This is a genomic window from Butyrivibrio sp. CB08 (genome assembly GCF_003625485.1).
GTDB lineage: Bacteria > Bacillota > Clostridia > Lachnospirales > Lachnospiraceae > Butyrivibrio.
Genome location: NZ_RAIR01000002.1, coordinates 137,807 through 149,927, shown reverse-complemented (window position 1 = coordinate 149,927; position 12,121 = coordinate 137,807). Strand labels below are relative to the sequence as shown.

At 46.2% G+C, this 12,121-nt stretch carries 9 protein-coding genes and 1 other RNA gene; 9 read left to right on the top strand and 1 reads right to left on the bottom strand.

The window, feature by feature from the left end; all coding sequences use genetic code 11:
* The first annotated feature begins 13 nt into the window (after positions 1-13).
* Together D6855_RS04260 and D6855_RS04255 are read left to right on the top strand one after the other, a co-directional pair.
* Positions 14-772 carry a tRNA (adenine(22)-N(1))-methyltransferase gene (locus D6855_RS04260; protein WP_120738410.1) on the top strand — a complete coding sequence of 253 codons (759 nt, stop codon included), beginning with the start codon at positions 14-16 and terminating at the stop codon, positions 770-772.
* A gap of 19 nt (positions 773-791) precedes the next feature.
* Entirely contained in the window at positions 792-2,447 is a 1,656-nt protein-coding gene (locus D6855_RS04255) for a nucleoside kinase (RefSeq protein WP_120738408.1), read from the top strand.
* Between the two features lie 96 nt (positions 2,448-2,543).
* Here the strand turns inward: D6855_RS04255 and D6855_RS04250 are convergent, their stop codons facing one another.
* Positions 2,544-3,188 (bottom strand): S1 family peptidase, encoded by a 645-nt coding sequence (locus D6855_RS04250; RefSeq protein ID WP_120738406.1) that lies wholly within the window; start codon positions 3,186-3,188, stop codon positions 2,544-2,546.
* Positions 3,189-3,275: 87 nt separating this feature from the next.
* Here D6855_RS04250 and D6855_RS04245 point away from each other — a divergent pair, with 87 nt between their 5' ends.
* The 7 genes from D6855_RS04245 to D6855_RS04215 all read left to right on the top strand — a co-directional run bounded on the left by D6855_RS04245 (position 3,276) and on the right by D6855_RS04215 (position 12,121).
* Positions 3,276-4,589 (top strand): sugar phosphate nucleotidyltransferase, encoded by a 1,314-nt coding sequence (locus D6855_RS04245; RefSeq protein ID WP_120738404.1) that lies wholly within the window; start codon positions 3,276-3,278, stop codon positions 4,587-4,589.
* A 9-nt stretch (positions 4,590-4,598) separates the two neighbouring features.
* Entirely contained in the window at positions 4,599-5,609 is a 1,011-nt protein-coding gene (locus D6855_RS04240; RefSeq protein WP_120738402.1) for a type I phosphomannose isomerase catalytic subunit, read from the top strand.
* A 105-nt stretch (positions 5,610-5,714) separates the two neighbouring features.
* Positions 5,715-7,394, top strand: a complete 1,680-nt coding sequence (locus D6855_RS04235; RefSeq protein WP_120738400.1) for a vWA domain-containing protein — start codon at positions 5,715-5,717, stop codon at positions 7,392-7,394.
* A 44-nt stretch (positions 7,395-7,438) separates the two neighbouring features.
* Positions 7,439-8,044, top strand: a complete 606-nt coding sequence (locus tag D6855_RS04230) for an RNA polymerase sigma factor (RefSeq protein WP_243111805.1) — start codon at positions 7,439-7,441, stop codon at positions 8,042-8,044.
* Positions 8,037-8,750: a hypothetical protein gene (locus D6855_RS04225; RefSeq protein WP_147368117.1), complete on the top strand. Its 714-nt coding sequence runs from the start codon at positions 8,037-8,039 to the stop codon at positions 8,748-8,750. The genes D6855_RS04230 and D6855_RS04225 overlap by 8 nt, the downstream gene beginning before the upstream one ends.
* Before the next feature lie 117 nt (positions 8,751-8,867).
* Positions 8,868-9,220, top strand: an RNA gene (gene rnpB, locus D6855_RS04220) — RNase P RNA component class A.
* Between the two features lie 156 nt (positions 9,221-9,376).
* The gene (locus tag D6855_RS04215; protein WP_120738396.1) at positions 9,377-12,121 is read left to right on the top strand and encodes a GH36-type glycosyl hydrolase domain-containing protein; all 2,745 of its coding nucleotides are present in this window, start codon (positions 9,377-9,379) and stop codon (positions 12,119-12,121) included.

Here is a 12,121-nt window from a genome sequence, read left to right as displayed (position 1 = left end):
GGATTTGTAATATATGGACAACGGATTAGATGTTCTAAGAGGCAGGATGTCCGATAGACTCATTACTGTTGCCGATATGCTGGGCAGTGGTTATAAGTGCACCGCAGACGTGGGATGTGACCACGGATATATTTCCATATATCTGGTCCTTAAGGGAATCTCTGAGGGGGCCATAGCCATGGACCTGCGGAAAGGACCTCTTTCCGCTGCAAAGAGCAACATCGAAGAGTTTGGTATCAGTGACAAGGTGGAGGTCAGACTCTCTGATGGCCTTGAGAAGCTTGGTAAGGGCGAAGCGGATTCTCTTGTGATCGCAGGTATGGGCGGCAAGCTCATGCTCAGCATCTTAGAGAAAAGAGATATCCAGGGCCTTGGGATCAAGCGCGCGGTACTGCAGCCTCAGTCAGATATCCCGGAGTTTAGGGGATATATGAGAGGCAGAGGCTTTTCTATCCTGGATGAGCAGATCATCTTAGAGGATGGCAAGTACTATTTTCCAATGCTGGTGGATTTCACCGGGGCAGATGAGTCCTATGACAAGGCTATAAAAGAGCTGTCAGAGCTTTGCAGGTGCGACGCGGTCCGCCTTGCAGACAGGTACGGCGTCTACAATATCTTAAGACGGGATCCTCTTTTAAAAGCCTATCTTGAACACGGACGAGAGGTAGCAGGTTCGATAATTAGTAGTTTGGATAAAGACCAGCATCCTGAGCGATATGCGGAAGTTGCTGGTGAGCTTAGTGACATAGAATTACTTCTAGACCAATTTTAAACTGACAAGGAGAAATGTTATGCCTAAGATTACTATTAATGGAGCAGCCAAGGAGTACGAAAAGGGCACAACCTACGAAGAGATTGCTAAGGAGTATCAGAAGTTCTATGACGATCGTATCGCCGCTGTAATGTTCAATGGCAAGATACGAGAGCTTATGAAGACAGTTAAGAAGGACGGCGTTTTGTCTTTTATCACTGTCAAAGATAACATCGGATATAAGACCATGAGAAGAACAGGTCTTATGATCCTTATCAAGGCAGTCATTGATGTGACTGGCGGATGTAAAAACGGTGTTTCCATAAAGGCAGAGTTTACTATAGGTAACGGCCTTTACTGCACCATCAGGGGATGTAACGTCACTAAAGACCTGGTTAAAAAGATCTCTGACAGATACGCTGAGATCCTTGACGCTGGCCTTCCTATCACCAAGAAGGTATTTCCTCTTGATGAGGCCATAGAGATATTCAGAAAACAGGGCATGATGGACAAGGTAGGACTTCTTAAATACAGAAGAAGTTCTGAGATCAATGTCTACAAGCTTGATGGTTTCTATGATTATTTTTATGGATACATGCTTCCTAACACTTCTTACATAGAGAAGTTCAAGGTTCAGAAGTATCACGATGGAATCCTGCTGACACTTCCAACCAGACAGAATTCCAAGAAGCTCATTGTATCTGAGCCAAGAGAAAAGCTCTTTAACACCATGATGCTCAGTAGCGACTGGGGCAGCATGATGGGGATAGAGCACGTTGGTGATCTTAACAACATGATCTGTTCTGGCAGGATCGGAGATATGATCCTTGTGCAGGAGGCTCTCCAGGAGCGCAGGATCGGCGAGATCGCAATGGATATCTTCAGACGCCTTGATGTTAAGTTTGTTATGATCGCTGGTCCAAGTTCATCAGGTAAGACCAGTTTCGCCAACAGACTTTCAATACAGCTTCGTTCCAATGGAATGAATCCTCATCCAATAAGTCTTGATAACTACTTCGTCAACAGAGAAGACACTCCTCTTAATGAGGATGGAAGTTATAACTTCGAGTGCCTTGAAGCTCTTGATGTTGAGCAGTTCAACAAGGATATGACAAGACTTCTTAAGGGTGAGAGAGTTGAGATGCCAGAGTTTAACTTCGTTACTGGCAAAAGAGAGATGAACGGTGATTTCCTGCAGCTTGGTAAGAACGACGTCTTAGTAATCGAGGGAATTCATGGACTTAACGAGAAGATGAGCTATTCACTTCCTGCTGAGTCAAAATATAAGATCTACATAAGCTGTCTTACAACCTTAAGTATTGACGACCACAACAGAATCGCTACAACTGATGGGCGTCTGCTTAGGAGAATTGTAAGAGATGCAAGAACCCGTGGCGCATCTGCCAAGAAGACCATCAGCATGTGGCCATCTGTTAGAGCAGGTGAGGAGGCCAACATCTTCCCATTCCAGGAAGAGGCTGATGCCATGTTCAACTCAGCTCAGATCTATGAGCTGGCAGTTATCAAGCAGTACGCAGAGCCACTTCTTTTCTCAATAGAGAAAGATGAGCCTGAGTACTACGAGGCCAAGAGACTTCTTAAGTTCCTTGACTACTTCGTAAGTGTGGACAACTCCATGCTTCCACGTAACTCCATCTGCAGAGAGTTTGTGGGCGGTAGCTGCTTTAAGGTTTGATGAAGTGCGCTGGGCTTTAGTTTAAAGAGAAGCAAAAAGGCTGAGGAATTAAGTTCCTCAGCCTTTATTATTTTCACGATATTAAGTGGAGGCTTGTCAGCGGATTTCTTCAGCTGACAAAAAGACCCCTTCGCCTTCATCTGAGCCACCAAGAAGGAGACCAAGGTATTTGCCGCTGTTGTTAAACAGTCCGCCACCGGACATGCCCTCATTGACGTCTACATAGCAGTAGATAAGGTTCTGACCAAAATCTTCTGAGTAGACTTCAGGAGTAGCTACAAGACCTGCGGATGCTGTGTTGTAATCCGGGATTACCATGAAGATGTTTTCTCCAGATACAGGAAGGTTCTTAGCTGGTGAAACTTCGTTGATATCTATTTTTTTTGCGTCACCAACTTTGACGGTGAGAAGACAGTAGTCTTTCTCTGTATTGTTAGTGAAGATCTGCGCTTTAGCATTATCCCCGTTCCAGAAATAAACTGTGATGTCTTCTTTATCGTCTATCACATGGGATGCGGTTATGACTGTGATAGTCTTTTTTCCAATTTTCCAGACATTCCCGCTGCCGGAGAGGCTGCCGCTGTCTATTGTCACGGAGGACTTAAGAGCGTAGTTAAAGGCGCTGTCAAAGTCCCTAGCAGGATCTTGTTTGTTCTGGCCAAGGATCATGGCTGCGATGACTGCGAGAAACAGGATGATTCCTAATGCTTTTGTAATTGTAATCAGTTGTTTTTTGCTCATTGCCTAATTATAGCATGCCATTTTAGTTAATGTGCTATACTATAGAAGATTGATTTTGAAAAACCAACACGAAAGGTAGAAAATACTTTGAATATTATTCTGTTATCAGGTGGATCAGGCAAGCGTCTGTGGCCACTTTCAAACGACGTAAGAAGCAAACAGTTCATCAAGATCTTCAAGGATGAGGATGGAACCTATGAGTCCATGGTCCAGAGAATGTATGGCAAGATCAAGAAGATCGACAAGGATGCCACTGTGACTATAGCTACAAGTAAGAGCCAGATTTCTGCTATCCACAATCAGATCGGAACAGAAGTTGGCATCAGTGTTGAGCCCTGCAGAAGGGATACTTTCCCTGCAATTGCTCTGGCAACCAGCTATCTTGTAGATGTTATGGGCGTTGATCCTTCAGAGCCTGTTGTGGTTTGCCCTGTGGATCCATACGTTGATGACGATTACTTTGAGGCCCTTAAGAACCTGTCTGATCAGGCTGCAAAGGGCGAGGCCAATCTTGTTCTTATGGGTATCGAGCCAACATATCCAAGTGAGAAGTACGGCTACATCATTCCTAAGACCAAGGACAACACCTCTGATGTTGAAACCTTCAAGGAGAAGCCAACAGTAGAAGTTGCCAAGGATTATATCAGTAAGGGCGCTCTCTGGAACGGTGGTGTTTTTGCATACAAGCTTAGCTATGTATTAGACAGAGCCCATGAGCTCATTGATTTTACAGACTACCAGGATCTCTTTTCCAAGTATGAGACTTTAGAGAAGATCTCTTTTGACTATGCTGTTGTAGAAAAAGAGAACAAGATCCAGGTTCTGAGATTCGCCGGAGAGTGGAAGGATCTTGGTACATGGAACACTCTGACTGAGGCCATGACTGAGAATGTTGTAGGTAAGGGCGTTATGAACGATACCTGCGAGGGCGTACATATCCTCAACGAACTCAATGTTCCGATCATTGCAATGGGTCTTCACGATGTGGTCATCTCTGCATCTCCAGAGGGAATCCTTGTTTCTGACAAGGAGCAGAGCTCATATATCAAGCCTTACGTTGATGGCATCGACCAGCAGATCATGTTCGCTGAGAAGTCCTGGGGAAGTTACCAGGTTATGGACGTTGAGCCAGAGGCCATGACCATCAAGGTTATCTTAAATCCTGGCCATTCCATGAACTACCACAGCCACAAGAACAGGGACGAGGTATGGGTTGTTCTGGCAGGCACAGGCCGCACTATAGTTGATGGCATGGAGCAGAACATTGCTCCCGGCGATGTTATTACCATGAGCGCTGGCTGCAGACACACTGTATTTGCTGACACAGAGCTTAAGCTTGTAGAGGTTCAGCTTGGAACAGATATCTCCGTGGAGGACAAGCAGAAGTTTGAGCTTGAGTGATAGGACTTTATGGGAAAAGAGAAATCTGGCGCCATTCCGTTTCTCCTTAAGCCTGCAGGTAAGGACTACCTTTGGGGCGGTCAGAGACTGAATGACGACTTTAGCAAAAAAATAGATATGGATCCCCTGGCGGAAACCTGGGAGTGCAGCACTCACCCTGATGGTCCAAGTACTGTAAGAGGCGGAGAGTTTGACGGGATGGAGCTTAAGCAGGTCCTTAACATTCATCCGGAGTTCCTTGGTCAGCACTATGAGGAGCTAAAAGAGATACCGATCCTCATCAAGTTTATTGACGCCAAGAAAGATCTCTCTGTTCAGGTTCATCCAAGTGATGAGTATGCCTTTGAGCATGAAAACGGGCAGCTTGGTAAAACTGAGATGTGGTACGTTCTTGATGCGACATCTTCATCAAGACTTGTGTACGGACTAAGGCATGACTGTACCAAAGAGCAGCTCCTTTCATATATCAGGGATGGTAAGCTGGAGCAGCACCTTCAGTATGTTCCTATTAAGAAGAATGACGTCTTCTATATAGAATCTGGAACCATTCACGCCATAGGTGCGGGAGCTCTTATCGCGGAGATCCAGGAGAGCAGTAACTTAACCTACAGACTTTACGATTACAACCGTGTAGATAAAAACGGCAATCTTCGTCCGCTCCACATAGACAAGGCGCTGGAGGTTTCTAATCTCAAAGGCCTTCAGGAGCCAAGACAGAAGCTGAGAGTCCTTCGCTACAAACCGGGAGTTGCCAGCGAGCTTCTTTCAAGGTGTAAGTACTTCGAAGTCCACAGGATGCTGGTTAACACTGAGAGAAGGCAGGATGTCTTTTACCAGACAGACGAATTGTCCTTCAGGGTTCTGCTGTGCTTCGATGGCTGCGGAACAGTGTGCTACGAAGATGAAGATGGCACCCATCACTACATAGATATTTATAAAGGCGACTGCCTGTTTGTGCCTGCCAATTCCAGAAAGCTTAAGCTCAACGGAAGACTTTATTTCCTGGATGTCAGGTGCTAAAAAATTTTTTAAAAAAAAATTTTTGAATGGTTGCAACATTTTATTCCCTTCAATTGTGTACATGTTAGAAAGGCAATTAACAAACACATTTGGAGGGATTTTATTATGAAAAAGAACTACAGAATTATTTCTACTTTAGCTATGACAACAATGCTTACAGGAACACTTGCAGGATGCGGCGGCGCAACAGCTGCTACAGAAGCTATGACAGCTGCAGAGAGCCCACAGGCATCTTACGGCGACTACAGCACAGAGGCCTGCGAAGAGCCAATCATGGCAGCACCAAAGTCAGCAGGTTCATCACTCTTTGACAGCTTTGCTGCTACAGAGTCAGCCTGCGAAACAGGTTACTACTACGATGATGACTACTGCATAGTAGTTCCTGAGTACTACAACACAGAGTCCTACGACAAGCCGGATGAGAACGGATTCTTCTTATCCCAGGGACAGCCTCTTTCAACCTTCGCAGCGGATGTAGACACAGCATCCTACGCAAACGTAAGACGAATGATCGAGGATGGTTACGGACAGTCAGGTATCCCAATGGAGTCAGTAAGACCTGAGGAGTTCATCAACTATTTCTCATACGACCTTAAGAGCCCAAAGAGGGGTGAGAAGTTCGGCGTTACAACAGAAGTATCAAGATGCCCATGGAATGAGGATCACGAGCTCATGTTCGTTGGTGTAAAGGCAGAAGATAAGCTTGATGGACAGCTCCCAGAGAGTAACCTGGTATTTCTCATCGACGTATCCGGATCAATGGATGATGAAGACAAGCTCGGTCTTTTAAAGAAGGCATTTATAGAGCTTGTAGACAACCTTGAGGGCGAAGGAACAGTATCAATCGTAACCTATGCAAGCCATGAGAAGGTTGTCCTTGACGGAGCTGACTTCTCAGATAAGAGAAAGATCAAATCTGCCATCAAATCTCTTGAAGCAGGCGGAGCAACAGCAGGCGAGAGAGGCATGGAGATGGCTTATGATATCGCAAAAGAGAACTTTATCGATGGCGGAAACAACCGCATTATCATGGCAACAGACGGCGACCTCAACGTTGGTATTTCAGATCCTGACGAGCTTGAGAAGTTCATCACAGAAAAGAAGGATCAGGGAATCTACCTCTCAGTTCTTGGTTTTGGCGCAGGCAACTACAAGGATGACAAGATGGAGAGACTTGCAGACTGCGGTAACGGTAACTACTCATACATCGACTCCTTTACAGAGGCAAGAAAGGTCCTTGTTGAGGAGATGACTTCTACACTTGTAACAGTAGCTAAGGATGTTAAGTTCCAGATTGAGTTCAACCCTGCAGTAGTTAATTCTTACAGACTTATCGGCTACGAAAACAGAGAGATGGATGCAGTTGACTTTAATAACGACCAGAAGGACGGCGGAGAGCTTGGTTCAGGTCACACAGTTGTAGCTCTTTACGAGATCGTTCCATCTGACAGCAAGAACGCCATCGAGCTCAAGTACCAGAACGCTGAGTACTCAGATGCTTCTGATGACTACGCAACAATCAAGATCCGCTACAAAGAGCCAGAAGAGGATAAGTCAAACCTTCTTACATACGTAGTTGGCAGCGAGGTATTCAGGGAGAACGCCAGCGAGAACCTTAGGTTCGCAGGTCTTGTATCAGAGTTTGCTATGCTTCTTAGTGACAGCGACTATTCAGGATCAGTAACCTACAAGGACATCATCAAGGGATACAAGGAACTTGATAACACTGACGACTACAAGGATGAGTTCATTTCACTTGTTCGCATGGTGGAAAAGAGAAGCTGATATGATATACTATCTCCCGGGGAGACAATCCCTGGGAGGTAGTTATGACAAGAGCGCTTATGAGGGAAAAAGTATCTCTGGATGACCTGCTTTATCAGTCTTTTCACCTGTTTGCAGAAGTTATATCAAGAGAAAGCTCTTTTTCCAAGGAAAAAGAAACATCATCTGCCGGCACAATAAACGAGAGGGCTGGCCAGGTAATTGATATCTACGGAGACAAGGTTCTCCGTCTGGCATATTCTTACGTTCACAATATGAGCGACGCAGAGGATATTCTGCAGGATACGCTTATCCAGTATATGAAGGCAGCTCCGGCTTTTGAGAGCGACGAGCATGAAAAGGCCTGGATCCTTCGTGTTGCTGCCAACATCAGCAAGAACAAGATCAAATACAACAAATACAGAGAGACCGACGAGCTTATGGAAGAGCTTGTGGCAGCTGAAAAAGAGGATCTTTCCTTTGTTTGGGACGCGGTAAAAGAGCTCCCGGAAAAATACAGGGAAGTCATCCACCTGTTCTACGCAGAGGGACTTAGCACCGCGGATATTTCAAAGGTCCTTGACCGCAAGGAGGCTACAGTCCGCTCTGACCTTCTAAGAGGAAGGGAAAAACTAAAAACTATATTGAAGGAGGCCTACGACTTTGAATAAATATCAAAAAGTTATGCAACACGTTAAAGTCGATGATGAAATGAAAAAGCGCATCCTTCAGAACGTGGAAAAAGAACTGTCAAAGGGTGGCGTGGGTTCGATGCCCCAGACAGATAAGATAGTGACATTTGGAAAGCGCCTTGGTGATGGCATCAGGCAGTACGCTGGAATTGCTGCCATGTTTGCGATTCTCCTTGTTGGCGCAGCAGCCGTTGTTAAGATGACTGGCGGAGTTTCAAATATGAGCACCAGCCCTTCCATGAGCGAGACAGCCATGGAGGCACCAGCAGCTACGGAGAGTGCGGAAATGGCTGAAGCACCTGCCACTGAAGAGGAAGCGACATACGAGGAAGCCGCAGAGGCAACCTATGATAGTGATTCAATGGCAGAAGCACCCGCAACTGAGGAAGCCGCAAAGCCTACTTATGAAAGTGAGACCGCAACAGAAGCACCCGCAGTAACTGAGGAGGCTGCAGAGCCCGCAGGCAGTGCAGAGAAGGCTGAGGGTACAGGAAAGACTGAGACTGGAGCCGTAAATGCTCCTGAAGAAACTGTAGAGCCAGGTACAGCTGTAGAAGAGGCTGTAGAGCCGCAGACAGTGTCCTGGACTCACTATATCGCACCAATACTTTTGCCGATCATCTTACTTGGAATCATCATTTTCATCATATGGTTGATCGTGCGATTCATCAGAAGGCGTAAGTGATTCATATTTGCCCAAAGAGGAGATCAAGGGGATGCCACTAAAAGTGACATCCTCTTGATTACTATCCTTTTGCGCTACTTGCGGCATGGAATACCCTGTGCTATACTGAGTATCCAATGAGCAGGATGGATGATCGCTGCCGTGCAAACGAAAGGGCACGGGAGAGGAAAGTCCGGGCTTCACAGGGCAGGATGCCAGATAACGTCTGGTGGAGGCAACTCCCAGGATAGTGCAACAGAGATATACCGCGGAGCGCTTTGCGCTACGTAAGGGTGGAAAGGCAGTGTAAGAGACTACCGTGCTGGTGGTAACATCAGTAGCCATGTAAACCCCATCCGAAGCAAGACCGAAAAGAGGACCATGAGCTTGCCCGGCTCGTTCTCAGGTGGGTCGCTTGAGGCTGTTGGCGACAGCAGTCCTAGATAGATGATCATTCACGACATAACCCGGCTTATAGTCCTGCTCACAAAAAAACAATCTAGACTTCTTTCGATCTATAACTTCGAAAGAAGTCTTTTTTATTTGTATCTAGTTTTTCCATTTTCATTTACAAGTAGCCTGCCAATAAGGTAAGATTAAGTGTTAGAGGCAATACCATTTTTGTTAGGAAACAAGAGGGAAATCATATGAGTGGTTACAAGTTTATTGATGGCTGCGGATCATTTGAAATGAAGGATCCACAGCACACCAGTGGTCTTTATCTTCCTGTTGCAGGAGGTAAGGGACTTAGAAGCGCTGTATCTCCAGATTTTGGCGGAGATAGTAAGCTGGATCAGAATCACTTTCTGATCGCGCCAAAGAGCGTATCTGATCTGCATGCCGAGAGAGACACAAGAAACTTCTGGGCTGTATTTGAGGATGGCATCTGGTCAGCATGCGGAGCATCTGCATCCCAGGACGCTGACAGATTCACAGACAGAGAGGATGAGGTTACTCTTTCTGGCGGACGCATGTGGCAGAGTGTCACAAGAAAGTCCAAGGACAGAGGGATTCAGGCGCAGGTAACCATCTTTGCACTTTTAGATAATTCATCAGAGATCATGACCGTTAAGTTCACTAATGTCTCTGATGCTGATATTTCTTTTACCCCTGTTGCAGCAGTTCCAATCTACGCTCGTAGCGCTGACAACATCAGGGACCACAGGCATGTTACATCTCTCCTTAACAGAGCCATACTTACTGACAAGGGAGTTGTAGTTAAGCCAACACTGTCCTTTGATGAGAGGGGACACCAGATCAATGACACAGCATATTTCGTAATCGGCGCTGATGAAAGCGGCAGAAATCCTGTAGGTTTCATCGCTGATGCTGACAGTTTTGTGGGTGAAGGCGGTACATATACCCGTCCAAGATCACTTCTTGATGGAATGAAGTCTTTCCAGTCAGGCCCAATCAAGGTTGATGGAAAAGAGATGATCGGCGCCCTTAAGTTTGAAGAGGTAACTCTGTCACCTGGCAAGAGCGCATCCTACCAGATCGCTATTGGTACATATGTTGGAGAAAAGGATACAGAGTTTAAGGAATACGAGAGCAAAGACTTTGAAGCTGCAACAGAGGCCATAAAGAGCGCTGACAATGCAGCAAAAGAGCTTGAGAAAGCTAAGGCTTACTGGGAGAACATTACAAACATCCACGTTAAGACCGGCGATGAGAACTTTGATAACTTCATGGAGTGGATTGCTTTCCAGCCACAGCTTAGAAGAATATACGGCTGCTCATTCCTTCCTCACCACGACTACGGAAGAGGCGGAAGAGGATGGCGTGACCTCTGGCAGGATTGCCTGGCACTTCTTCTTACAGATCCTGACGGAGTTCGCAAAATGATCCTTGATAACTTCAGGGGCGTAAGACTTGATGGAACCAACGCTACAATCATCGGTGACAAGCCAGGAGAATTCAAGGCTGACAGAAATGGTATTCCAAGAGTATGGATGGATCACGGCTTCTGGCCTTTCCTGACCCTTAAGCTCTACATGGATCAGACAGGTGACCTTGATATCCTCATGGAAGACGCCACATACTTCAAGGACAACTTCGTTTGCCGCGCTGAGAAGAGAGATGATTCCTACAGCGAGGACTACGGCGTAGTTCAGAAGGATGACACAGGAAAAGAGTACATGGGCTCAGTACTTGAGCACCTTCTTATAGAGAACCTCACAGCATTTTATGATGTGGGAGAGCATGGCAAGATTAGACTTCGCGGTGCAGACTGGAACGACGCCCTGGATATGGCTACTCACAAGGGCGAGAGCGTTGCTTTCACTAACGGATATGCTGGAAATCTCCAGGATATCGCAGATTATATAAGACTCTATGAGTCCCTTGGCGGCAACAAGACCTGCATGCTGGCAAAAGAGATACTGCCACTTATTCTCTCTGATGGCGACGAGCTCTTTGACAGCCCTGAGAACAAGAGAAAGCTCCTTTACGGCTACATGGATGAGGTAAAGAGCTCTATCAGCGGAGTCAAGGAAGAGATAGATCTTGAGGAACTTGCAGCTGCTCTTGAAGAGAAGTCTCAGGACCTCATGGACAGGATCAGAAAGACCGAGTGGGTAAGAGACTCACAGGGCGATGGCTGGTTCAACGGTTATTACGATGACAATGGTAACGCTGTTGAGGGTGAGTTCAGTACTCCAGAGGGCAAGAACGTCAGAATGATGCTCACAGGTCAGGTATTCTCTGTAATGGCTGGAACAGCCACAGAGGAAGATGTTCCTAAGATCATAAGGAGTGCAGATAAGCACCTCTACAGCAAAGAGATTGGCGGATACCGCTTAAATACAGACTTCAAGGCACTTAGAACAGACCTTGGAAGAATGTTTGGTTTCTCCTATGGCGACAAGGAGAACGGAGCTGTATTCTCACACATGGCAGTAATGTTCGGTAATGCACTTTATAAGAGAGGCTTTGCAAAAGAGGGATTCAAGGCCCTTAACTCTCTCTATGAGACAGCATCAGATTTTGAGACCAGTAGGATCTATCCTGGTGTTCCTGAGTACTTTAACGGCGAGGGAAGAGGTCTTTACAACTATCTCACAGGTGCAGCCAGCTGGTATCTCATGACAGTGGTTACACAGGAGTTTGGTGTATGCGGCGCAGCAGGAGATCTGTGCATTGAGCCTAAGCTCGTAGCAAGCCAGTTCAGTGCTGACAATGAAGCGGCGATCTCACTTCCATTCAGAGGCAAGACTTTAGAAGTTACATACCAGAATCCTGACAAAAAGGACGCTGGTCAGTACGTGATCAAGAGCGTTGCTATTGACGGAAAAGAGATTGAAGCAGCCGGAGAGGCATGCGCGATAATTGGCGCTGACATTATCGACGTGCTTTCTGCTGGCACTCACAAGATACTGGTTGTTCTTGGATAA

Excerpts from the sequence above, each read along its gene's own strand:
- D6855_RS04230 (WP_243111805.1), top strand. The coding sequence starts at position 7,439 with ATGACAAGAGCGCTTATGAGGGAAAAAGTATCTCTGGATGACCTGCTT.
- D6855_RS04260 (WP_120738410.1), top strand. The coding sequence starts at position 14 with ATGGACAACGGATTAGATGTTCTAAGAGGCAGGATGTCCGATAGACTC.
- D6855_RS04250 (WP_120738406.1), bottom strand. The coding sequence starts at position 3,188 with ATGAGCAAAAAACAACTGATTACAATTACAAAAGCATTAGGAATCATC.
- D6855_RS04255 (WP_120738408.1), top strand. The coding sequence starts at position 792 with ATGCCTAAGATTACTATTAATGGAGCAGCCAAGGAGTACGAAAAGGGC.
- D6855_RS04215 (WP_120738396.1), top strand. The coding sequence starts at position 9,377 with ATGAGTGGTTACAAGTTTATTGATGGCTGCGGATCATTTGAAATGAAG.
- D6855_RS04240 (WP_120738402.1), top strand. The coding sequence starts at position 4,599 with ATGGGAAAAGAGAAATCTGGCGCCATTCCGTTTCTCCTTAAGCCTGCA.
- D6855_RS04235 (WP_120738400.1), top strand. The coding sequence starts at position 5,715 with ATGAAAAAGAACTACAGAATTATTTCTACTTTAGCTATGACAACAATG.